Source organism: Candidatus Zixiibacteriota bacterium, from assembly GCA_034003725.1.
In the GTDB taxonomy this organism is placed as follows: Bacteria; Zixibacteria; MSB-5A5; order GN15; family FEB-12; genus WJMS01.
In genome coordinates, this window is record JAVEYB010000005.1 from 42,836 (window position 1) to 66,899 (window position 24,064).

The window sequence follows — 24,064 nt, forward strand, 5'->3', positions numbered from 1 at the left end:
GATGCATTTACTCCGTCACTGCATCTCCGGCATGCAGCTCCTTCTTAATTTCTCCGCAACGAAGCATTGATTCGCCGTAAAAGGAGTTCCAGACGATGTCTTCCTGTTGCAACCAGTATGCTCCGGCATTGTCACGGGCCATCGGACAATACGTCAGATAAAACGGCTCATCGGACGCGTGTCCAAACGTATCGTGCATTTCTATAGTTGCCAATGATAGATTGAAGAAAGCGTCGCGCGCCCCGACAATCGATCCTGCGGAGTTACCGATTTTAGCGGCTCCTGCAAGATTCTCGGATATGTCCATCCACCGCTCGTGCGCTTTGCCTTCAAACAGGCTCATGTCCACGCCATCGATCAACTTGGCCAGCGTGCCGTATGCTTCTCTTGCCTCGTCGAGATTGTCATTGGCCAAGGCCATCTGAACGTCGAAGTAAGCGTCGTATACAGGAGCCAGGGCAACCAGAGCTTCTTCACAATCATCCAGTCTCTCAGCGGTACCAGCTTCGTACGGGCGTTCTTCCGCTGTGGCCATCCTGACCGACCCGGTCTCGCCGTGATCGTGGCCAGCAGCAACGGCACCACCCTGTGGCGACATCATACTTGGCTTGGCCTTGATCTGAAGTTCACTGTCAATCTTGAAGGCCCCGTTGGTAACAACCTGTTCTCCCTCTTCCAGCCCGTCTCTTACGACATAGTATTCCTGAGCACGAGGACCAAGCGTGATCTGCCGTCCCTCAAAAACGACACCTTCGTCGCTTGGCACCTGCACATAGACAACCGCTCGCTTGCCCGTAATTAGCGGTGCGGAGGCGGGAATCAGCAATGGAGCTTTCCCCGTTTTCTTGTTTCCTCCTGAGTAGCCAAACGTCTCCGCCGGCACCAGGTCCATACCACAGATGTCACATTTGCCTGGGCCATCTTTGACAATCTCCGGGTGCATCGGGCTGATCCATTTCCCCGCAAGCTCCGGCGCTATGACATTGCCCTCGCTATCCAAACGAGATTGGACCGAAGCACTGACGAACATCTCCGGTTTAAGCCGCTGGTCGGCGTTACCCACCACCGCGCGAATATTGACCGTCCGTGTTTTGGGATTTACTACCGGATCGATGAAGCTGATAACGGCATCGAAGACCTCACCCGGAAATGATGGCGATGTGAATGCAATGCGCTGGCCGTATTTCAGCCAAGGTAGATCTGATTCGTACGCCTCGAGCAGAACCCACAGCCGCTTGAGGTCTGCAATCGTGTAAATACGGGTTCCTGTTGAAACATACATTCCCTCTTTTGCATCCTTGTGGACAACTACGCCACCAGCAGGCGCCGTAATCGTAAGATGGTCTGAGGGCACGTTTCCTTGTTCTATGGCGGCAATCTGTGATTCGGAGAGTCCATAGAGACGCAGTTTCTCGCGGGCCGATTTCAATGTTTGATTCGCCGTTGATTTTAGAACGGTACTATTGGCGGTGCTGAGAGTTGCAACTGCCTTTTTGGCCTGCAGAAGTTCTTCCTGGGCGGCTACCAACTCTGGAGAGTACATGTGAACCATGTGATCACCCTTTGACACTGTCGCTCCCGTATAATCGACAAAGAGACTGTCCAGTCGTCCCGCCACCCAAGCAGTAATATACGAAACTCGGGTCTCGTCGTAGTCGAGCTTGCCGACCATGCGGATCGATCGCTCGGCAAACGCCCTGGTGACCGGAGTCGTTTGAACGCCGGCCAGTTTAACAGCCGTTTCTGACATGCGAATTTGGCTGGGGTCGAGGTCTTCTCCGCCTCCGCTGGTTTCAATCGGGATCAGATCCATAAAGCATAACGGGCACTTGCCCGGCTTCGGGAGCTGGATCTGCGGATGCATGGAACAAGTCCACATGGTGGGTTCCGATGATTCAGCTGATGCGGCAGGAGCGTGCTCATCTGCGCCGCTGTTCGGTTCTGTCGATTCTCCACCACCAAACAAGAGACCGCCGAGGGAGAACGCCACGATAGCTACAATCAACAGTGAGATGGTTGCTGAGCGTCCTCGCGGGATCAGCCCCCGCCAGTTGTTTCGAGTTGTCTGTTCAGTATTCATGACGTTCTTTCCCTCTTACGATCTCAATGCACAGCAACCCTAGTGATTGTGTCCGCTGTGGTCACTGTGATCCATCTTCTTCATGTTTTCTGACTTCGAGTCAGTATCCTCATCAAGTTTCTTCAAGTAGTTCTCCGGATCTTCGTTGAACGTGCCGCGGCACTTCTTGCAGCAGAACACAACTCGACGGCCTTCGTAGTCTGAGTAGACAGACTTGTCCTCCAGTATTTCGCCTGAGACGGGACACGTGGATTGAATGTTCTCAAACAGTACGCCTTCTCCGGCAGCTTTCTTGAAAAACTTGTCCGGATCGGCTTTCAGTTTTTCCGAGCACATCGGGCAGCAGTGATAGACCCGCTGGCCCTGAATATCGGTATAGACTGTCGAATCGATCTTGCCGCCCATTACCGGACAATGAGTCTGGTTCTTCAGCTCCTTGGGAGCGTCAGCTTCAGATTTCTTGTCTGCATCCCCAGCTTGCGCGACCGATACAAGTCCAAAGAGCAGGACGAGGGCTGTGAGTGCATGTTTGAATGAACGCATTTCGTTACTCCTTCCGAGTAGGTTATTGTTGCAGGTGTTTGCTGAGTTCTGTTCCGCTGAGCATTTCCAGTTGGGCGCGCTTCGTGGCAAGTCGGGTCTGTTCTCGCGCCACCGTCAGCTGGAAATCCAGCAATTGTCTCTGAGCATCCAAGACATTTAGAAAATCCGTTTCGCCTGCCTGATAGGCGGCATAGATGGCGTTCAGGGACTGCTCGGCTTTGGGTACAAGCCCGTCGCGGTACAGGCGAGTCTTGCGCAGAGCATCCGAATACTCGAACAGGAGCCGTTCACTCACCGCCACGAGTTGGTTTTCCGAGTCCTTCAAATTGTATTCAGCCGCCCGGCGCCGCGCTTCGGCTTCCTTCTTGCGAGCACTGTTCTTGCCGAACCAGATTGGCAACGATACGCTGGCGCCAATCATCCAGGGATCCTTGCCGCTTTCCGACATATCCGGATTGATAGCCTCCCCAGTCTGGATGTAATCGACACCAATGGAGAACGACGGCATCGTTTGCTTGCCGGCCAGCCTCTCCTCGGCTCGTCTACTCTCGATAATCCGGTCAAGTGCTCGGAGATTCGGATTGTGGCGGGTGATGATGGCGACCACCGAATCTTCGACAAGCGGCACTTCCGCCACAGTAATAGACTGCGGGACGGGAATCTCTACGTCGCCCGGCAGATTTAGCCAGGCTCTCAATCGGGCGGCCTTGGGCTCAACCTGTTCACGGAGCGTCTGCAAATGGTCTTCGAGCTTTCCAAGTTCTACCTGAGCCTTGATGACATCGGGATGTTGCTTTAGTCCCACCTTGTATTTGGATTGTGCGACCGATTCCCAAAACTTCAGAAGCTCAAAGTTCTCACTGGTGATTTGGAGGTCTTGACCTAAAAAGTAGTAGTCATAGAATGCGGACTTTACATCGTAGTACAGCTCATACTTGGCCGCTTCAAATCGCTGATATGATGCCTGCGACATTGCAAAGGCCATGTCTTCTTTCGCGCCAAGCGTTCCAAACCACGGAAACGACTGACGCACCCCAAACCGTTGTTCCTGCGGACCGACCCGGGTCTCCACGTTCTCGATGAAGTAGGCGTAGTTGAACATCGGATCGGGCAATGCCCCGACATGATCGGATTTCTTCAGGTCCGCGATCCAACGATTATAGGCGGATCGCAACCGCGGACTCCTTTCCATCGCCACCGCCAAGTAGTCGGCCAGAGTGCTGGTCGAGTCAAAGGACGGAATCAGTTTTGGGATTGTGTCCAGAACAGGAGCCAGCGAGTCGATAGTCGAGCGCGCTTCAGACTTGTCGGCGGCCTGGACTAAACCTGCCCAGAAGAGAACAAACACCGCCAGTGAGGAGATCATGTATCCGTAGTTCCTCGTTGCGCATCGGGGCTGGTCAAATAAACGTCTGATTATCATGTTTGGCCTAATCATCCAGTTTCTCAGTCGTGTTGGTTTCATTGAACAATGGGGATATCAAATGGCATGCCCAAAAGCACAAGCCACTTAACAACAACGACTTCCGGATTCCGAGATAGGCGAGTGTAGAATTTGTGTGTAGAATATTCTTCAATATCGAATAATATTCTGTATAGCCCGGCAGAAAAGACCGGACCGCTTATCGTTGTTTTCCAGGACTGATACTTGTATTCCAATGTGAATCAATACATTACGGAGATAGTACGCGATGGAGCTGTAGACTGGCATACTCATTGCTAAGTAAATCGACAGAGGCAAAAGTTCTATGTGGGAACCTGAAAAACAGACAACCAAATTCTATGTCCTTGGCGGTGTAATCGCCTTCACTCTGGCCTTACATTATGGCTTGATAGTGGAGCCATTATCCGGACATGTCCATTGGATTCATGCGATTCATGGCCGGTTCTGCTATATCCCAATTGTAATTGCCGCTGCCTGGTTTGGGTTGCGTGGCGGCCTTTACGCGGCCTTGTTCATTTCCGTTGCCGTCCTTCCCTACATTTTTACAACCGGCTTGGAAGTTCACGCGCTTGCAGATGAACTGACCGAAATCATCTTTTACTTCGCGATCGCGTTGCTGTCCGGCGGTCTCATCGAGCGGGAATTCCGAAGCCGAAAAAAAGCCGAAGATATGAGACTTCAGCTGGAACATTCACACAAAATGTCGCTCGTAGGGCAAATAGCTGCCGGCATGGCTCATGAGATAAAGAACCCGCTGGCCTCCATTAAAGGGGCAGTCGAAATCCTTTGTGAAGATGGTACTTCTGAGGAAGACAAGGCAGAATTCCAAGCCATCGTATTGAAAGAAGTGAAACGTATCAACGCCAGTGTGACCGATTTTCTCGAGTTTGCCAGACCCAGTGAAACAACGTTAGCCGTACTTAATCTGGCCGATGTTGTCCGCTCCAGCCTCAAGCAGATTCAGCCACAGGCTTTGAGGCGAGATATAAGGATCATTAGTCACGTTGAAGATCCTGTAATCGTGATGGCAGACGAAGAGAGGATTCACCAGGTCATGCTTAATTTGCTGCTCAATGCCGTGGATGCATCCCCAGATGAATCGAATGTGACAATCAGCCTTGGGACCGAAGAGTCCGATGCGCGGATCACTATTGAAGATTCCGGCAACGGCATAAGTGAGGAGAATGTATCGAAGATCTTCGAGCCGTTCTTCACGACTAAATCAACCGGTACGGGGCTTGGGCTCGCCATAGCGAAGAGCATAGTTGAACGGCACAAGGGTTGCATTAAACTTGAAAATAATACCAGCCGTGGCGCAAGAGCGGAAATTAAACTGCCATTGACGGTAGTCGGAGTACCAGTATGAAGATTCTCCTTGCTGACGATGACTCCTCTGTCCGCAGAGTGCTGCAATTCAAGCTTGAGAAAAAGGGGTTCAAAGTGGATACAGCCGCAGACGGCCTCCAGGCTCTCGAGGCGATTAAGTCAGCACCTTATGACTTGCTGCTATCAGATATCCGCATGCCCAAAATGGACGGTATCGAGTTATTGAATGAAGCAAAAACCGCCCAGCCCGCCATAAAGGTCATCTTGATCACGGCCCACGCTACCGTTAATCAGGCTGTGCAGGCGGTCAAGCTTGGTGCATTCGACTACATCACAAAACCGTTTGAGGATGAAGAGCTGTTCGTTGCAATCGAGAAGGCCCTTCAATTCGAAAAACTCGAATCAGAGAACAAGAGACTTCGGGGCAAGCTGAAAAAGGTTGAGTCAGACAAGAAACTGATTGGAGCCTCAAAACCATTTCGCCAATTGAAGTCGATGATTCACAAGATTGCCGACACCGATGCGACGATTCTGGTCACCGGTGAATCGGGTACTGGGAAAGAAGTGGTAGCGCGAACAATTCATCAGGAGAGTGCCCGCGCCGAGCAGGAATTCATCGCGGTCAATTGTGCCGCGATTCCGAGGGAGTTGATAGAATCCGAGCTGTTCGGACACACGAAAGGCGCATTCACCGGCGCCGTCCGGGACAAAAAGGGCAAATTCGAACTTGCCGATAAAGGGACGTTGCTGCTTGATGAGGTGAGCGAATTGGCCATTGACCTACAGGCTAAGCTGCTGCGTGTTCTCCAGGAAAACGTTATCGAGGCGGTCGGTGCCGAGGTCTTACGACCTATTGATGTGCGACTCATTGCCGCCTCCAACGTTGACCTCCGAGCACGAGTCCGTTCCGGGAAATTTCGCGAAGACCTGTTTTATCGGCTCAATGTGGTTCCGCTTCAGGTTCCGAGCCTCAGGGAACGCCGCGACGATATCCCCCTGTTGGCTCGGGAGTTTGTTCTTAAATACAGCGAACAGGACGAAATCAGCCTTGATCCAAAACTTGTGGACAAACTCATGGAGCATGACTGGCCGGGGAATGTCCGGGAACTTGAGAACCTCATAGCGCGGATGGCGATACTCAGGCGAGGCAACAAACTGACAGCGAAGGATCTTCCGAAGGACTTCGGTCAGTTTGACCCTCGGGATGAAGGCCATGATAGCGATGGCGAGAATCAGGTAACACTCGAAGAAGCAGAAAGAAGAATGATCGTCGAAGCCTTAGAGAAAACCGGCTGGAACAAGACCAAGGCCGCAAAGCGTCTCGATATCCCCCGCCATGTATTGATCTACCGCCTAAAGAAGTTTGAGATCGAGAATCCTGAATGAAATAAGAGGTAAGAAAACGGGCGAGGGTGGATCCTGACCGTCGTCTACCAATGTACCCGGGTGTGCCAGGCGATCAAGACTGATCGGCAGGTGAAGTCCAACGACGTAGTAACCACGCCGAATAATCGTAAACCGTAAGATTCAAACACTTAGAAAAACCGCCGGTCTGCAATGCCCTGACAGACAGACATGACCTCTTTTCCCAAGTGCTCCTCGTAACCCGGCGCATGGGCGATCACATGGCGGCTGTTTCGGCAATGGGTTTTCTTGATGTACTGTCACGTTACCTCGGCAGTCGGTTCAACAAAGTCGTCTTTCAATTGGATAACTCCTTTCTCATGAGTCAGTTGGTATTCGAGTTGACTCGTTGTTTTTGGTCAGGACAGCGACGGGATGAAGGCACGGTCCCTTCGGCTCTGTTGCGTCAGTCTTCGCGGTTGAAGAGTCCATCACCCTCAGGGCACTTTCCAGCAAGAGCTCGGCAACAAGCGACACTCGTTCTCGTTGGTTGAGCCTACCGCTATATGTAGTCGAACGCGACATAAACAGGGCTTAAGCGCCTTATACCTCGTTGCCCCAGCTTTTCCAGCCGCGGCGGCGGTTCCGGGCGAACAACTCCAGATACCGCATTCCGGGGTACATGTGCTCAATCATCTCGTAAACCGAGTGCGGCTTTTTGCTATGGATGGTTCGTTTCTCACGAAACACCGAACGGAGCCGTTGCGACGGTGGCGGCACCGGAAACGTGCCCTTGCGGCCGACCAGTAACAATTCGTGTTGATTTCGCCACCAGACGCCAAGCCCCATGATCTCCTTGTCCCACACAGCATGGCTGCGATACCGAAAGCCCCAAGCTTCCATAACTTCCAGCGCATTACCAAGTATGGCCGGTGGCGTCCACAGATACAGAACCGAATCTGCGGCCGAAGGAATCTGTAAGCTCTTTATGTCCTGCAAATCCATAGTCGGGTAGTGCTTCTCTATTTTGGTATTCATGCCCGACCATTTGTAGCGCCAGGGTGGATCGGCATAGATGATATCGAACCTCCCACGTGGCATGGGAGGTGTGTCTACACCGGCTGCAACATCAATCCGAATCAAGTGCTCAGGGATCGTGTGCCTATTCCAGATTGGTGCACCTGCTTGATGCAACCAGTGCACCGGTTGTCTGTCCCGATGTACCTCCCGATGACCTGCCGAAAGGCTGTTGTTTCCGTAAGAGTTAAGACGACTAGACATTTTGGATTCCCTTTCATTAAGCGCCGGTAGTTCGTCCCCGACGCCTGTGTGGTCTATTAGGTGTTGATTTACTGCGCCTAGGCGACCGAAGCCTTCGTGTGACTCGTCTTACAGGCCATTCAGGTAGCAGCCGTCGGGCGAGCCAGAACACGAACACCAAAAAGGCAATGGCCAGCAGTAGTGGCATTAAGCTATCGATGTTGGTCAAAATCGTGATTACAAGTGCGATCCCGAGCACGGCTGTTACAGTTCGCACAATCAAGCCAGGTTGGTTAAAGAGGCGGAACAACCGATTGACGACGTAGCCGCCGGGAGCCGGTTCGCTGAGCCGTGCGCTGCCGCATAACCCGCAATACTGGCTATCGGGCGGGTTTTCGTGCCCGCTCTGACAAAGCCTGAGATTCCAGGTACGGCCGCAATAGTGGCACCGTTCCGGCTGACCGGGTGAGATTCTCCTGCACGACGGGCACCAACGCATGCTAGCTACGCTCCTTTGTGACTTCCTGACGATGCAGTGAAGTGGTCGTTTGTTGCCCCGGCATATTCCAAACGGAGCCGAAAAGCGGGTTTTGTGTGACTTCTGTGAGAGTGCCGACCAATACTCGCAGTGAAGGCGACTGTGGCAGTCTTGCGGCGAGACTTGCCGCTCTGCCTGAGGACGTGGTTACAATCAGAACCGTCAGCCGACTGAGCTTGAACAGCTTTCGGAAATAGCCGGATGACTGGGCCAATTGATAGAGTTCGAGCTTTCGGCGAAGGCGTCGAAGCGACTCACTGCCAGTATCCAGTTCCAGACAGAAGTGGTACAGCAGTCGGTTAATGGCGTATCGACCATACCCGTCCGGCCTCGGCATGACTGCCAACGGCACTTTGGCCGTCTGGCAAGTATTGAGGAAGGCGTATTCGTTAAGCCAGGAGATCCATTCACCTCCGGACGTTTTCAAACAGTGGCCGATTAATGCGGCAGCGAAGTCGCTGATGCCAAGATCATGCGCCAGCGTGCTGTCGGGCATGCGCCGAATTCGACGTCGGCGGCGCAGTAGCATATCCAGATCATTCTGGCTTATAGAAGCAAGGTGCCGGATACCTTCTCGGCCGAGATAGTAAATAGCTGGTGCGGACCCCGATTGCACTGGCATGAATCGCCGTTCCACCAAACCGGCATCGAATAATTGCCTTAGGCGACGATTGATTCGGGTGACACACGGCCAGTCCAGGAGCAATTGCAACTGCTCCCGAGTGAGAAGGAGATGTCGGTCCAGCAAGTTGAGTAGCTCTCGATCTCGATCACTCAAGACCAGGCGGGGCGCACTTTGCCGTCTGGAGGGGTTGGCTCTCATCAGAATCCCCCTTCGCGATAGCCGGGCGGCAAGTCATGATTGCCTCTGTCCGGATCAGCGTCAGACGCCGGTAGCTCGTTTACCTTGGGTGGCTCAGATTTGGGCGGCTCACCAAAACTGGAGTGCTCATCGGAAGACGCCGGGGGCCACGTTACACCGCCGACGTTGCGGTACATTTGGCGGACCATTTGCTCTTCGATCCGACTGAGCTTCTCCGGAATGGGGAGATAATCGACTGATACCTGGCGGGCCGGTTTCCCGCCGACAAAGACCATCGCCTCGCCAACTCCGAGCCGGGCGATACGGCTTCTGAGTAACTCCCGTTCCTCCCCTTGCAGTTCTGCCGTTACGGTCTTGAGATTCTCGGCGTCCATACGAAAGCAGCAGCGTACCGCGCAGTTGGTGAGAATGGTCGAGCGCATGGCTCGGTCCATGCCGGTTAGCGACTGGCCGCTCAAGAGGACCGGAATCTTCAGCTTGCGAAACTCGTTTAGGGCCGGAGCAATGATCTCGTGGACTCCGGCCAAGGCGTTGAATTCGTCGATTATAAGAGTCGACAGGTGGCGCTCCGGCTCCGGAATGGGCAAGCGCGCGAAAGCTGCCTGTTGCTCGACTGCCAGAATGATACTGGCGACTAGTTCAGCATCCCGTCCGAGAATGCCCTTATTGAGGTCAAAGAGAACGAGCATGCGATCATTCAGGCATTGGAACAGGTCAAGATCGGACGTATTCGATCCGAACATGACGCGGAGCTTCGGATCGGCCAGAAAGGTGCTGAGTCGCGGGAGGAAAACCTGCGTGTAGAAGTCGCGCATGGCATCAGAGAGATGAAGCCAGCGATTGAGAAAGTAATTACGGCAGGCTTCATTGCGAACAGTCTGACAATGGTGATGCAGGAGGGCAGGATTTCTAAGTAGCGGTTCGGTCATTGTCAGCGGCAAACCATGCTCGGCCATCAAACAGAAGGTGTTGGCTATCAATTCACTTGAGGGCGCACCCCAGGTTGCCTCGGGCCATTGTCGGCGGAGCATAAGTTCCATGTGCTGCCCGACTCGATGCGGTTTGGCCCATGTCACTTTGGCCAGCGGATTGAATCGAACCAGCGGGGCCTGGTCATCAAAGGAGACGACGAGGATTCTGCTCAAGACTCGCTTGGGCAGGACGCCGGTGGTGACCAATCGGGCTGCCAGTGAGAGGAACTTGGGAACAGCGTCATGAATGTCGACCATCAGTCCGCCATAGCCATGCATGAGCAAGTTCACGAGGAAGACGAATATCAATGAAGTCTTCCCGCCACCGGACGAGCCCAGCGAGACAGCGTGGCGCTGCAAATCAGACAATTCTATGGCGAACGGCTCAATGACTCGACAATCTGTCAAGGCGCTCGCCTCTCCGATCTGCAATCGTCCCGCGCCCGGACTCGCATTCGACTTCGCCGATCGGGGTCGAGCCAACAGCCGTTCAAAGAGCGGTATGAGCATCCGTTCTATCGCCGTCATGATTGTCCCTCACGATTTTCACCGCACAGCGGACATTCGGGATTTCTCGGGACAGTGCGGACAAGCTCCGGCATGAAACCGGCCAGGCGAATCTCCCGATAGTTCCAGCCAATCGGGCGGCCCATAACCAGCGAGTCGACGGCGAATGATGTCAGAGCAGCGGCCAGCTTGAGCGGATCGATGATGGCCGGTACGCCGGGACAGGGGGTGATGTCAATGTTGATTGCGTGCGGCAGGATGCAACCGAAACAGGCTTCGCCAGGACGTTGCACCAAGCAGTAACATTGATCGCCGTCGCGTGATACGGCGCAGAACAGAGCCGGTACGTGCTTTCTCATAGCCCATTCCGCGACGGCCCGCCGCGACTGATCGGAGTCTACACCACAAATGACGACAGCGGGAGTAAGATCGAGACCTCGCTCCAGCGCCGCTTCGAAGAAATAGGGATAGGCATTGATGTGACTGCCCATACAACCGTCTTGCGCCAGATTGCGAGCAAGGCGTTCAGCCTTATTCTTCCACAAGTCTTTGGGTGTAAATTGTTGCCGGTTGAGATTGGACAAGTCGACGGTGTCACCGTCAAAACAATGGATTTCTCCATAGCCTTTCTTGACCAATGAGTGAAGTATCTCACCCCCAAGTCCTCCGCAGCCGACCTGCAGCACGGTCGTGTCCCAGGCAGTTTGCTGATTCCAATTCGGAATGCCTTCCTGGCGAGACCATACCCGGTCGCGCTCGGTACCCTGATCTCTCAGATCGGGACTTTGAAACGATTTAGACTTCAGTGAGCCGATAGAGCTTTTCCGCCGCATGGCGAACTCCTTTCCCTGTGACACAAACACGAAACGGCATCCGGTGAGAAAAGAATCGGGCGTAGCCATCGCGCGAATAGATGATCCCCACCGTGCGATAGCCAGCCGTTTCCAGCTGCATCTGATTGGTCAGATCGATCTGTGACGGCAGATTCGAAGATTTCCCGCGGCCCGGATGCATGTGTAGATACGCCGTCAGCAGACTGCCCCGTTTTTCGAGTTGCGCCAGGATTCGGCTGGTAGCGGCCGCATTCGAAGTCGCCCGCCCGTACTCGGAGCGGTCGTGCTCAATGTCTACGGTGCGCTCGATAGTGAGCAGGTCATTGAAAGCAGTGCCGGTTGCGTACCGAATCACTTCGTTCTCATACTGCCGCAGAAGTTCGTACTCATTGTAAAGCAGTTCGGAGCTCACCAAGAAAGTAGGTTGGTTAGGCAAAGTATCACTGGCCAAAGCTCTGGCATGAGTTAGGCCGTACAGGAGCTCGTGATCTGTCATCAGCCGCCTGAAGATCGCCTCAGCATCGGCAATGTCTCCTTTGGTCAAGGCAGATCTCAGGGCGGTGAAATCTACCTGCGATTGCATGCCTAGACTTTGACACAATTGCTCCAGACGCTCTACGGTTAGCTTTCGCAAAAACCGTTCTCGTTCCATTTTCTATTTCCTTTCGATACAAGTGATTGACCCTTTATCCCTCGAATGCCTGGCGCAGGGTTAGTTCTATGCCCACGATCCCGTCAACAACCGATCTGCCTCGACGTGAAAAGTGAACTTCGTAAACGTCATCTCCTTTGCGGATGAAACAGGGGCCGTGAGGGCCGGACAGTACTTCCTGCGGCGGGTCGTAGATGTAGTATGACCACTTGGTGGCGTGGCGTTTGACGATGCGACCCTGCCACGCTCCGAACGGGCTGACCCGGTACCATCCGAAAAAACTGTCGCCACGCCGTTGCCACCGGCGATCCATCCACAGCGGCCGGAACCTTCGCGTGATATTGACCATGGTCTTTTCTCCTTTCTGGTTGGAGGCGGGTGGGAGACGCCGGTTCTGCCCGACGCCTCCCTGCACCGACTCGGTTCGGTACGCTTACCGGCTCCCGCCGTGGTGATGGATAACATGGCCCACGTCGGTCCGACTCGCGGCATGCAGCTTCTCGCCGTCCTTGATTTCGGCGTAGATGTTTTCCGTATTGCCGAACACGTGAGCGCCGTTGTCCTTGGACAGGACAAAGTCCTCCCCGATTCCGAGATCGCGGAAGATGTCCTCGGGTGTGGTACCGGGTTCAATAGTCACGTCGTGACTACGCCCTGAACCGGCGATTACGATTACAACTTGCTTCATGACAAACTCCTTTCAGTTTGAGGGTTTTGTTTGCTTGTCACGAAGCCAAAATGGACCGCTTTCAGATGCGAGTCCACCCAGTCGTTATGTAAGGATTGTAAGGACGGGAATTAGAGGCTTGGAATCGTGTAACCGCGACCTCGTTTGGTCACGATGATATGCTTGACGGGGAGTTTTTTGCGGATTTCGGCGATGAAATAATGAGCCCTACGAGGTACGCCTTCCAGCGATTCGGCGAACTCCTCATACAGTTTGATTATGTCAGTGTTTGACACGAAATGACCCTCGCGCTCGACCAATAGGTTGAAAATGGCAAGCTGGAGGTCGGATAGTTGGCCGATGGAGAGTGTTTCCTCACCGTAAATCTCACCAGAAATCAGGTCAATTCGGACGCCGTGACGCGAAAATACCGTAACGGCCGACTTCTTAAGTGAAGTGATAAAATCCCTGAGATCACGTTTCAGGGTCTGGGCCAACAGGCCAGAATGTGGGGAGTCATCAACTCCGGACTTTGATAGGTCCCGAATTCGGCGTGACAGTTCAGCCGCCTGACCGCTTGGTCCGGTTTTGTTGAGCGATCCGAAGGCATGAGAAAACTGATCAAGCGTTTGACTTAGGATAGTGCTGTGCAGTAGGAAATCGGGTGCGATGAATTCGATAGCTCTCTTCAAGTGATGAATGGCCTGTTTGTAATCCCCAAGACCATTATAGGCCGTACCATAACCGAGCGGAACGAAAGGAAAAAGGGATTGCGATTTGAATCGCTTCGTCTCCTTCTCGGCAAACCTGAACCACTCCAACGCTCTCTTGAAATCGCGCTTGTGAAGAAGCAAATTACCGACGCGCTTGAGAATGTCTGCCGACTTGGTCGAGACGTCGTGTTTCTCGGAAGCGCTCAGTGCGGCGTCATACATCCTCTCAGCCTTGTCGAAGTCGCCGACAGACCTGTAAATATCACCCTGACATAACAGACTTTCAACGAATAGTTCGAGTTGCTCCATTGAGGCCGATTGTACGTGCTCCAACAGATCCAGAGCCTTCTCATAGTTTCCCATAGCTCCATAGACCTGCCCTTGCTGAAGCATGGTCTCCAACCGCGATCGGGAGTTATCAGCATCGTCTGAGATGTGAAGTGCCTGGCGAAGATATACCAGCGCTTGATTGTGATTTTGTCTCAAGCTGTCTATAGACGCAAGTTGGACCAGAGCGTCTGCTTCCAAAGCCGCCAGACCGTGATCACGAGCAATTACCAGCGCCTCGGCGGTTTGCTCTTCAGCTTTGGCGTATTCCAGGTACTGCAGAAACAGGTAGCCGGATTCGATCAGCGCGTTCGCATACGTTTCCTGTGGGCACCTGTCTAGTGCCATTTTGACGAATTTGGTTGCCAGGCGCTTGGCCTTGGTCGCCTCACCTGTAGACATCAATGCTTTCGTCTGAAGAATGAGACATTCGACCTGACGTGGGAAGTCCTTTGTCCTTTGAGCTTCCTTGAGAGCCTTCTCTGAAGCTTTAAATGATGCGCCAAACTCGTCCTGCAAATAGAGGCGTTCGGCTTTGGTAATTAGTTCGCTATCTTTCATTAAGCAAGTACGGCATCAAAGTGACTCATGGTGATCTGAATAAGTGGCATTTCCCAGCACTCCTGCTAAGAGTTTTCACTGTTCGCCACAAAGGCACCTGCTAGAAAGAGCCCAATACCCCAGAGTATTCCTGTGGCAATATTCTTTTCATGCTTCTTACGCAATAAGAATTGCTGCATCCCACGGATCGATGACTCTGGTCTTCGATAATCTAGGAGAATATACTCTCTCCCGTCTAACATAGAAAGCTTAGACGGATCAAAGCCGGGCAAGGCTATAGGTATTATTAGTTTCTCCTTTCCCTCTGCATAGCCGATTTCCTGCTGGACATAGGTAGATTGTTGACTGGCAGGAGAAAGTAGCACAATCATTCCGTCTGATCGATCAATTTCGGCTTTGACTTTTTCGGAAATATGCCGACCAGGCTGTACGTCGTGCTCGCAAAGGTAGACTTCCACTTCAATCTGTCGCGCACTATCCACAATGTAATTTGCCACTTGAATGTCCGCACTACTGTGACTGAGAAACACTCGATAAGACATGTTCACTCCTTTGATAACATGAATTTGATGGTTGAATATACATCTGAAGATGTTGAATACGCAAGACTTCCGGCTCCACCATTCCGCGCCGCAGCGGACGGCGGCAACGCGGGGTGACGGCCCGGCTGCGACCAGGGCGGATCGCTATCACCCGTAACGCGCCCTGCTCCTACGTAACAGCTAATGGTCACTCGGTGAGGAAGGCGGAATGTATGAAGCCGGAGTTCCCGGCTATTCGATGAGACTTGTGAGTTCGCTGTTTGCACGCGGCGTTAGCCAGCAGCGGTCGAACAGTGACTCCGGTCGTATGACCGAATACGCTTCCGGCGTCGTGAAAAGAAATAGCGAAGTAGTAACATAGAATCTGCCCATGTCAGATAGCTGGGATATGATATTGGCAATTCTCCCGGACACGTGCGTCTTCGACCGAATGATCCCGGGAGTCACTAACAACACTTGGAACCCATTGAGACCTGAATCATCGCCGGTCGCCACTGAGTTTCTGCCGTTATCGATGTTGAGGCCAACTACAGTCCCATCGGGTAAGCGGCGGTAGCTATAGCGTCGCGGGAATCGCCCGGACTTTCTGTATAGGCGGTATGCGATGAGCTTGCGGCGAACATCAGTACGCTGGCCTTGCGCCGAAATTGGCTCGGTTCCCCGGTCAATCTCAAGGAAGTAGTGTTTTCGTTGGCCACTCGGAAGCTCCAGGCCGAAGAATGCATCGGGATAGACCGGCAATGTTTGCTTCTGATCCCAACGGTCAGTGAATTCGACATAGTCACGAAGCACTTCGCCTTGCTCCCAGAACAGCAATCTGACTTCATCGGCAGACCTTTGGCAGGCAAGTTCCAATGTCACTCGAAACCGTGTGACCTCGATAGCGTGACGGAGAAAAGGCGATTTGACGCGATTACGCTCAACTATCCGGCGAATCTCATAAGCGGGTACGCCGACGCGTTCTGCGAGTATAGGGGCGCATTTGAGCCCCACACCATAAATGGCACGTGGGGCACCATGTCCCCGTCCCATTGGCTGATCGGTCGGATAATGGCGCTCCAGATACCCGGCGTGGAAAAGCTGCCGGAGTCGCTTCGAGAGGGCCTGCTGGCCAAAACCATATCGTTTGGGGCGACTTTTGCCATCTGTCCCCACGGCGTATCGGATTGACCGACTCCGGTAGTCCGGTTGGAGGAGGTGCCAGAGCAGTTCGAGGGTCAGAAAGCGGTGGTTGTAGACAAGCTGAATGACGGCATAATCTCGCTCTTTGAGGGCAATTTCCGATGGGGAGGCTTTGTCCCGGACATAGCGTGATCGATGGGGTCTACTGGCTGTCAATGTCATGGGTTGAATGTAATCCAATTCTAATTCCGGCTTTGCCGGATTCCTCTTCCGGACGCCCCCCTCGTCGGAGGCCGAAAGTCACGCCCACGGCGTGACGGCCGCCCCGTGAAGCCGAGCCCAAGGGGCGACGGCTGGACGGTTGGCGGTTCGAGCCGGCCGACTCTGCCCGCTTCGCCGAGTCCCTCCACCAGATGTCAAATCGTGGGGCGAGGCCAAGGAGCGCGAACCGTTTGGTGGTTCGCAAGCGACGCAGCCGCACCTTACTGGCGGTCCCTGTCCTGCTTCGTCACTTGGAGATCGACGACATAACTCTCGGCAAGTCAAAAGAAGCAGGACAGGCAGGAAGCGTGCGGGAAGGGGGCAGAGTCGGGCGGCGACCGACCTCATTTGGCCCTTATAAGACGGCCATAAGGCCGTCGCAGAAAGTAGTAATGATAATACATCAATTCTACTTTCTTAAGCTGTCCTCGGGACGGCTTACCTGGCCAATGAGGGAAGCGAGACCGACCGACGAGGGGGGCGTCTTTATCCAAGGGCAGTCCAGTGGACTGCCCGGCCACGGCGCGACACGCGCCGAAGTATTCAGGATGTTCGTCTTTTTCGGCAGTAATAGCATAGGTCGCCGAAGTCGACCTGACGCTTGCAGACGCTGCATTTGGGTTTGCTACGAAAGCGCGTTCGGCGGTTCTTACGGAAGGTACTGGTGGGCTGTCTCGGTCTCATCGGGCAAGCCTCCGTTTCTTCCTTCGGGGAGAATCAGTCCCAGTGGGAGGATGCAGTTGCAGGAATGCGACTCCACAAGCGATGGCATCAAACATGTTGCCGAAATAGCGCTCCTGACTGCCGGTCCGGCCTCTCAAATAATAGCGTGTCTCCGGAAAGCGCGACATGACGGATTTCGCGGCATCGAGCTTTCGGGCGTTGCCGTTGCCGGTTACAATCCGCCGGATTGTTCTGGCATTCAGCCCGTGGCAGGGTACGCGGTGAGACTTACTCAATGATTCGATCTTTTGGATCACTCGAATTAGCCGATAGTTGGACGTAGCCTGGGAGAATTGGTTACGCTCGAAAACAAGGACGGATGGCTGTTTTTCGACAAGCATTCGGGTGAGGATGTCTTCTACGTGCTCAAGAATGATCGGCAATCCTCCCTGACGAATCGACTTGATGCCGAAATCAACCAGTTTGGTAGAATTGAAGGCGGCATAGCCGAGGTATTGTGTTCCGGGATCTATGGCGAGCAGGCTATTTCGAGTCTCGCGCATATTTCTTGACCAGATAGATGAACAGGGCGAGCCGTGAACGTTTGACTTTGTCGGGTGGTACCGACAAGGTGTGTTCGTGAGCTTTACGGACTATCTGTTCGGGGTACTTGCGGCAGTGCATCTGATAAGTCGGCAGGTTGTCCAGGTCGCCGAATTCCTCAGCGATAGATCGGGCGAGTTCATCCGCAGACTTGTTAGTCGGATCGGACTCGTTGGTTTGCGGCTCGTTTTTCACCGCCGGAGTTATGTTGGGCATAGTAGTGTTGGTTAATGGTTGTTAGTACTCGATTACGATATCGTGGTCTCTTTGCCGGGCGTTCACCTCCTCTCGAATCTTGCGGAAGTGGTCGCTGAAGAGCACTTCGACCGGACACCTGAGCGCTGCGGAGAGTCTGAGGGCAGTCTCCAGCGTGGGCACGCGCGACCCTGCTTCCCAGTGAGAGATATGATGCTCAACGCGGATGCCGACCAGTCGCGCGACGTCCCGCAACCGGAGATTCCGTTTCTTGCGGAAAATCCGGATGTGATTCGGATAATTGGTCCAATCGGTGCGGGACATCATAGGGCTGTTTGTTTTTGTTTGTTACTTTCGTTCGCTTACAGGATAACCCCGCATGAAATCAGCCTCAATAACCGCCCCCGGACAATGTCGGTGGACAAGTCGTGAATCGTGTCCCCGGAGAGCTTCAAAGCCACCATGTGGCGTGTTGTTAGAGAACGGCCCCGCAAATGAGTCTTGGGCCTGTTTTAGACGTGTTTAAGCGGCCCTCGTACTATTGGGGTCGCAGCCGTAATTTGAGTCTGTGGATAAGTGAGACTTGACACCGTTTCACGGTCATGTAGAATCAAGAAAAGAGGGGGAATAGGCCTTTTTCAAACCAAAAACAGCTACCTATGGTAGCTAATTCGCTCGGCCGAGCAATATTTTTTGACTTACAAAGCTGTGAAGGATCGTCATCTAGTCAATGAATTGCCCGGCTTTTTTCTATTCTGAATCAAAATAGAATAGGGGATCGTCTTCGGCCGATCCCCTATTGTTGTAGTGCTCCCATGGGAACATACGGGTGAGGCGCCAGCTAAGTGGCGACCATCTTTTGGTGACAACGTGCGTGGCTCGGATACGGCTCTTACCAAGGACTTATGACGGTCCAGCTCTTCGGCCTTACGGACACTGTTGGCCTAGACGCACCATCTTGTGTCTGAGCGCTAGAAAGCGCAGAACCCCTACGGTATTGGCTCGCAATGAGCAATCGTGGTAGGCAATCCCAAACGCCGGCGGCGATTTACTTGGGCGATCCAATACCTCGGGTATAGTTATCCGGTACCGTAGGCAGACATCAACATGGTCACTCTGTATGAGCATCTCATGGCGTGCCTCCTTTCTCTTTTGAAGGTGAACGATTTACGGCAGTAATTTATTCGCCGTGTCTCCTATTGCAACGCATAGTTTTCTCGGGAACCCGAGCATGAACAACCCATCAGCTACAAACTTACAGGCGAAGTCGGCGAACTGACGAATCGGTTCACGAAACATCATGTAGCCACCAACGATTGCAGTAGCGCGTATTGGATGGCGCTTGATCCAACCACTGGCTCGTTTAATAAACGCCTCTTTGGGCTGTGATTGCCGGGCAAGTGTAACGGCATGTTCCCGATTAGTAGAATAGCCGGTCCCCCATGTTCTGCCAGTCTTCCGGTCCCGCATTTCGCAGCACCATTCGTTGTCGTCTACTTTGTAGCAGACAGGATATGTGGCACGCACATTTGACCTCCTTGTTTGTAAAGTTCAGTTTTTTCAGTCGAGGACCGCAAACAGAGTCGCCGATTGAAAAAGCCGAAAGCGCCGTCACTTAGTTGTGACGACGTTGCCAAATTGATGGAAAAGTGCCCTTTTGATGACTCCTCCTCCTGTTTTCTACAGCCTATCACAGTGAGATTTGCTGTCAAGAACCCGACCGCCAATTTCCTGAATTACGAAGGTTTGACTCAACTGAGTATCCCTTTGACTTTTGTGACGACTTCCGATGGTGAAAAGCGCGCCTTTACCCAATAATCAAGAGCTCCCAGACCCCTTGCACGCTCGATATTGCTCTGATTCTCCTCATCGAGATTTGTAAAAACGACGACCGGGATGTTGACGGTCTGATTATTCTTCTTCAGTTGTTCCAGCACCCGAAACCCGGCTTCCTTGTTCAGTGTCATCGGGAGTCCTTCCCGTTTGGGCAAGATTAAGTCGAGAAGTACAAGGTCGGGCGTCAACCTTTTCGCAAGCTCCAATCCCGATTCGGGAGTATTCGCGGTAACCAATTCAATTTCCTTTTCGAACGAGAACTTCAGTGTATACATGTGAAGGATGTCGGGATCGTCGTCGATCAGGAGAATGGTCTTCTTATCCATACGCGATTGTCACAATTTAGTCAGTCTCGACTCGACCAGCGAGACAACTTCCTGCGGAGTTAATTTGGCTTTCATTACGTATGCCTCGGCTCCGAGACGCTTTCCCTTTTCGGCAGCGTCTTTTTCTCCCATGTTGGTCAGGAGATAAACCGGAATATCCTTGAGGGTCGGATCAGCTTTCATCCGTTTCAACACTTCAAAGCCGTCAAGATCATCCATGCGAATATCCAAAAGGACCAGGTCGGGTTTTTCTTTCTTAACCATATCAAGCCCCCGATATCCGCCGGTGGCTACCAACAAGTTCAGCCCGGAAAGTCGAAACTTCAGTTGATACATTTCGATAAGGGTGGGATCATCTTCTATCAGGAGAATGGTCACTTTCTTTGAATCCATACAGTTATGCAGGTTTGGCTTTAGGCTGATGAACCGGAAGGGTGATCGTTGCGGTCGTTCCTTTCCCCTCTCCGGCGCTATCGAGACTGATCTCGCCGCGATGCTCGCTTATAACGTTCTTGGCGATGAAGAGTCCTAGGCCGGAGCCGTCCGTGTGCTGGAAAGTCGATTTCTCACCGCGCGAAAACTTTCCAAACAGTCGCGCTTTGTCGGTTTCGGAGATACCGATGCCGGTGTCCTTTACGGTGATTGTTACTTCGTTCGCGTGTGACGTCAAGTCGATCTCAACCCCTCCTTTATTCGTGTATTTCTCTGCATTGTCTATCACATTTTCTAGTGCCTCGCGCATCATCCTGGGATCCGCTTCGACCATGAGTTCCTTGGCTGACGGTTTGAAGCGCAGGTAGAGGCCTTTGCGGTCGTAGTTGGGTTTTAGTTCTTCGACGACTTTGCTTACGATGGCAATCAAATCGACAGCTTCCATCTTGAAGTGCAGATTCCCTCCTTCAAGCTCCATCGCATCGAGCAGGTCATTGACGATGTTTGACAGACGGTTGGCCGATTCCAGCATGTGCAACTGAGCGTCCTTGCGATCCTGCTTGGGCAGTTTGTCCAGGTCGCCGTCGGCCTGCATAGCCAAAAGGCCTCGGATAGCGGTCAATGGCGTGCGCAATTGGTGTGAGGCGATTGAAAGAAACTCCGATTTCATTTTGAGCAGGTCCTGAAGGTGGCGGTTTTTCTCCTGTAGTTCGCGGGTTTGCTCGGCTACTACTTCCTCCATAGACGAGTAGAGCCGGGCGTTCTCAACTGCTACCGACGCCTGGTTGGCCAGCGTTTTCAGGAGGTCCATATCTTCCTTGGTGAAGGCTTCTCGGGTCACCTTGTGACCGATCAGAACGATGCTGTTTACCGAATTCTTGATGATCAGGGGCAGGATAACGGCAATGCCATGTCGATCCATTTCGGACTGCAGATGCTTCGCTCCCGGCACTGAAGTTGACGCGGCTAAAAGCTCTGCTGATACAATGGGTCGATTCAGTCCGGCCTTGACGCGTGATTGAATTTCGCTGTCAAAGAAATCCCGAACCGCACGCTCGTCGAAACCGATATATTTGGCCAGTGTATAATTGCCGTTGTGCTTTCCGGTGTGAAGAATAAAGGCAATGTTGTCATTTCGCATGGCATTCTGTACGGTCTCCACGATTAACGTAATGACCTCATAAAGGTGAATGGTCTGAGAGATTCTGCTGGCGAACTGTTCAAGAGTCTCCTGATAGTCGTAGAGCCCGGTGAAGAAGTACTTGTTGGCAAAATGACGCAAAAACTTGCCTATATAGGCAAATCCAACTAGAAACAAAGGTGTGATAACCAGTGCAGAGAGATATGCACCAGGACTGTGGAGACCGCCGAATAGGCGCTGGTCTACCCAGACGGTAACATAGTACGCGGTGAAAACAAAGACCGCCAGGCCGACATAGATAAACGATTTTCGCAAGACCAGCCGGATGTCCATGAGGCGGTGCTTGACGATGGCGTAGGTTGTAAAGGTCAGAAAGATCACCATGGCCAGCGGACCGAAAAATCTGATTTCGGCGATATGCAAAAGGGGTAGTATGAGGTTGGTTGAAACTGCCAGTCCAATTGATATTGACAAGCCAAGCAGAACATAGAGGATCTGAAAGCCCTGGGGCGAATGTTTAAGGCGACGATACGTTCGATACATCTGGATCAATGAAACCGAGAAGCCGACGAGCATGAAGGCAAGAAAGAGCGGCTGTCCCCAGCTAAAAATGGTTCCCTCTAATCCGTAATCCACCACTATTTTGTCGCTGAGTGACAGGGCGATAAACAGCGCGGTCACGGTAAGGGCAAGAACCGCTTTCGAGCGGCTGCCGAGCCGCTCCTCGGGAAAGTACCGGGAGAAGAAATAGAGCATCAGGACGACCAATGCCGATGTGGCAAACGACAGCCGTGACCACAATACGATTTGATCAGTCGCCGTAAGTAGATCGGTGACCAGAATTGTGACAGCCCACAACGTGGCGGATAGTATCACGAGCCAAAAATAGACCGTGCTCTGGACCTTTCGCCCTCTTCGAAAGAGAACATACACGAGAAAGAGGTTGTAAGCGACTATGAGACTGACAAGGACGGTCGACATTAGGCAATCGGTCGCTTAGCGTATAATTCAATGTAGTCGGCTCCGAGAGCGGCGGCGCGGTTGTGTTGTCGCAATTGGCTTGAGACGCGCTGCGCATTGAGGGTATAGCGGGGGTCGTCGAGGACCTGCTTGATGGCGGCCATAATCGTTTTAGGTTTGACCTGGGTGGCTTTGAGGAAGTACTTCTCCCGCTTGGAGAAGTCAAGCAGGTTGACGGCATTAAGGTTCACTCCGACGCCGAGTTCCTGAATTCTGGCGGCAATGGTTCCCTGATCGATATTGTGTGGAATGGTCACGAGCGGTTTGCCGTGCCAGAGGGACTGCATGACGGTTCCGTGACTGGCCGTGTTTACCACCAACTCGGCCTCACGGGCGGCTTTGAGTCCGGGAACGTACTCGTGGAGTTTGAAATGCCTGGTGTCGGCCGGAAACTCGGAACGCTTAAAATTCGGTCCGATACTCATAATGATATTCCATTCCGACTGGCCGATGAACAGGTTGATAAGATTATTATAAACATCCTGTTTGAAAATTGACCCGCCGAGTGATACGTAGATCAGTGGTCGCTTCGGATCATGAAACATCCCGCGCCGGTCGAATTCCATATCTTCAAAACCTCGCCAGAACAAGGGTCCGATGAAATGGACATCGTCGCGCGTATCCGGTTCCAGTGGCTCGAATTCAGCTATGCTGGGAATGAGAATCGGATTGTGGGCGTGAAGGTCGGCTCGCTTGGAAGGGACGAAGCCGATATTGAGGGCGCGATAGAATTCTCTGATCTCAGTTAGGTACAATTCCTCGAATCGTTTTGTGAATACCGGTCGTAAGGCATTGCGAAGCAGAACATGCGGCAGGGCTTCGGTCGACTTGCCCAATCCGAGCAGACCGCGAAAGTGGTTCAGCCACTGGGCATTCAGGATCGTGACGTACGGAATGCCATACTTGTGTCGGATGAGCGAGCCGAAGAAACTCGGCGAATTTACAACGATATCAGGTTGGAAGTTTTCAGCTGCAGCCAGTTCATCCGACAGCCAATTGAGAAACAACTCGCGGTTCTGACGAAAGTAACTAATGGACTGATCTTTTTCATCATTGAGGTTGACCTCGGCGTGGCCCTCACCGTACACGTCATACCCGGCTTGATTGATAAAAGGCTTCCGTACTCTTGTGGTTGTGAAGAGTATCTCGTGCCCGCGACTCTTGAGCTCATCGGCGATAGCCAAAGAACGGATTACATGGGCGATTGATCCCCCCGAGTAGGGGGTAAAAAGGATTTTCATTGCGGTTAGGTTTAAGGCGGAAAGGTGCGAACCGGCCGTAGATATCCCGTCGATGACCGCAGTACGTACCAGTTACCGGCGAAGTATAGCCAG

At 52.8% G+C, this 24,064-nt stretch carries 22 protein-coding genes; 2 read left to right on the forward strand and 20 right to left on the reverse strand.

Annotated elements, in window-relative coordinates; genetic code table 11:
- Positions 1-7: 7 nt before the first annotated feature.
- From RBT76_07550 to RBT76_07560, 3 genes are read right to left on the reverse strand one after another with little or no spacing between them, the layout of a single operon-like run.
- Entirely contained in the window at positions 8-2,080 is a 2,073-nt protein-coding gene (locus RBT76_07550) for an efflux RND transporter periplasmic adaptor subunit (protein MDX9857627.1), read from the reverse strand.
- Positions 2,081-2,119: 39 nt separating this feature from the next.
- Positions 2,120-2,623: a YHS domain-containing protein gene (locus RBT76_07555; protein ID MDX9857628.1), complete on the reverse strand. Its 504-nt coding sequence runs from the start codon at positions 2,621-2,623 to the stop codon at positions 2,120-2,122.
- Between the two features lie 22 nt (positions 2,624-2,645).
- A complete protein-coding gene (locus tag RBT76_07560; protein ID MDX9857629.1) occupies positions 2,646-3,989 on the reverse strand; it encodes a TolC family protein in 1,344 nt (447 codons plus the stop codon).
- A gap of 382 nt (positions 3,990-4,371) precedes the next feature.
- On the opposite strand from RBT76_07560, the gene RBT76_07565 reads away from it, so the two are divergent.
- Both RBT76_07565 and RBT76_07570 read left to right on the forward strand, forming a co-directional pair.
- Positions 4,372-5,433: an ATP-binding protein gene (locus RBT76_07565; GenBank protein ID MDX9857630.1), complete on the forward strand. Its 1,062-nt coding sequence runs from the start codon at positions 4,372-4,374 to the stop codon at positions 5,431-5,433.
- A complete protein-coding gene (locus RBT76_07570) occupies positions 5,430-6,779 on the forward strand; it encodes a sigma-54 dependent transcriptional regulator (GenBank protein ID MDX9857631.1) in 1,350 nt (449 codons plus the stop codon). The genes RBT76_07565 and RBT76_07570 overlap by 4 nt, the downstream gene beginning before the upstream one ends.
- Before the next feature lie 561 nt (positions 6,780-7,340).
- On the opposite strand, the gene RBT76_07575 is transcribed toward RBT76_07570, so the two are convergent.
- The 17 genes from RBT76_07575 to RBT76_07655 form a co-directional block, all read right to left on the reverse strand.
- Positions 7,341-7,838, reverse strand: coding sequence for an MT-A70 family methyltransferase (locus tag RBT76_07575; protein ID MDX9857632.1), 498 nt, complete (start codon positions 7,836-7,838; stop codon positions 7,341-7,343).
- A gap of 659 nt (positions 7,839-8,497) precedes the next feature.
- Positions 8,498-9,358, reverse strand: coding sequence for a replication-relaxation family protein (locus RBT76_07580; protein ID MDX9857633.1), 861 nt, complete (start codon positions 9,356-9,358; stop codon positions 8,498-8,500).
- The gene (locus RBT76_07585) at positions 9,358-10,857 is read right to left on the reverse strand and encodes a hypothetical protein (protein ID MDX9857634.1); all 1,500 of its coding nucleotides are present in this window, start codon (positions 10,855-10,857) and stop codon (positions 9,358-9,360) included. The genes RBT76_07580 and RBT76_07585 overlap by 1 nt, the downstream gene beginning before the upstream one ends.
- Positions 10,854-11,738, reverse strand: a complete 885-nt coding sequence (locus RBT76_07590; GenBank protein MDX9857635.1) for a ThiF family adenylyltransferase — start codon at positions 11,736-11,738, stop codon at positions 10,854-10,856. The genes RBT76_07585 and RBT76_07590 overlap by 4 nt, the downstream gene beginning before the upstream one ends.
- Entirely contained in the window at positions 11,632-12,321 is a 690-nt protein-coding gene (locus RBT76_07595) for a hypothetical protein (protein MDX9857636.1), read from the reverse strand. Before RBT76_07595 ends, RBT76_07590 begins: the two co-directional genes overlap by 107 nt.
- 34 nt (positions 12,322-12,355) lie before the next feature.
- Positions 12,356-12,670, reverse strand: a complete 315-nt coding sequence (locus RBT76_07600; protein ID MDX9857637.1) for a hypothetical protein — start codon at positions 12,668-12,670, stop codon at positions 12,356-12,358.
- Between the two features lie 84 nt (positions 12,671-12,754).
- Positions 12,755-13,009, reverse strand: coding sequence for a hypothetical protein (locus tag RBT76_07605; protein MDX9857638.1), 255 nt, complete (start codon positions 13,007-13,009; stop codon positions 12,755-12,757).
- Positions 13,010-13,119: 110 nt separating this feature from the next.
- Positions 13,120-14,589, reverse strand: a complete 1,470-nt coding sequence (locus RBT76_07610) for a tetratricopeptide repeat protein (GenBank protein ID MDX9857639.1) — start codon at positions 14,587-14,589, stop codon at positions 13,120-13,122.
- Between the two features lie 65 nt (positions 14,590-14,654).
- Entirely contained in the window at positions 14,655-15,131 is a 477-nt protein-coding gene (locus RBT76_07615) for a toll/interleukin-1 receptor domain-containing protein (protein ID MDX9857640.1), read from the reverse strand.
- 231 nt (positions 15,132-15,362) lie between these two features.
- Positions 15,363-16,379, reverse strand: a complete 1,017-nt coding sequence (locus RBT76_07620; protein ID MDX9857641.1) for a replication-relaxation family protein — start codon at positions 16,377-16,379, stop codon at positions 15,363-15,365.
- Between the two features lie 815 nt (positions 16,380-17,194).
- Positions 17,195-17,740: a hypothetical protein gene (locus RBT76_07625; GenBank protein MDX9857642.1), complete on the reverse strand. Its 546-nt coding sequence runs from the start codon at positions 17,738-17,740 to the stop codon at positions 17,195-17,197.
- Positions 17,721-17,996, reverse strand: coding sequence for a hypothetical protein (locus RBT76_07630; GenBank protein ID MDX9857643.1), 276 nt, complete (start codon positions 17,994-17,996; stop codon positions 17,721-17,723). The genes RBT76_07625 and RBT76_07630 overlap by 20 nt, the downstream gene beginning before the upstream one ends.
- Before the next feature lie 21 nt (positions 17,997-18,017).
- The gene (locus RBT76_07635) at positions 18,018-18,302 is read right to left on the reverse strand and encodes a helix-turn-helix transcriptional regulator (protein ID MDX9857644.1); all 285 of its coding nucleotides are present in this window, start codon (positions 18,300-18,302) and stop codon (positions 18,018-18,020) included.
- A 1,424-nt stretch (positions 18,303-19,726) separates the two neighbouring features.
- A complete protein-coding gene (locus tag RBT76_07640; protein ID MDX9857645.1) occupies positions 19,727-20,137 on the reverse strand; it encodes a response regulator in 411 nt (136 codons plus the stop codon).
- 9 nt (positions 20,138-20,146) lie between these two features.
- A complete protein-coding gene (locus RBT76_07645; GenBank protein ID MDX9857646.1) occupies positions 20,147-20,530 on the reverse strand; it encodes a response regulator in 384 nt (127 codons plus the stop codon).
- A gap of 4 nt (positions 20,531-20,534) precedes the next feature.
- The gene (locus tag RBT76_07650) at positions 20,535-22,691 is read right to left on the reverse strand and encodes an ATP-binding protein (protein MDX9857647.1); all 2,157 of its coding nucleotides are present in this window, start codon (positions 22,689-22,691) and stop codon (positions 20,535-20,537) included.
- A complete protein-coding gene (locus RBT76_07655; GenBank protein MDX9857648.1) occupies positions 22,691-23,914 on the reverse strand; it encodes a glycosyltransferase in 1,224 nt (407 codons plus the stop codon). Before RBT76_07655 ends, RBT76_07650 begins: the two co-directional genes overlap by 1 nt.
- Positions 23,915-24,064 lie beyond the last annotated feature (150 nt).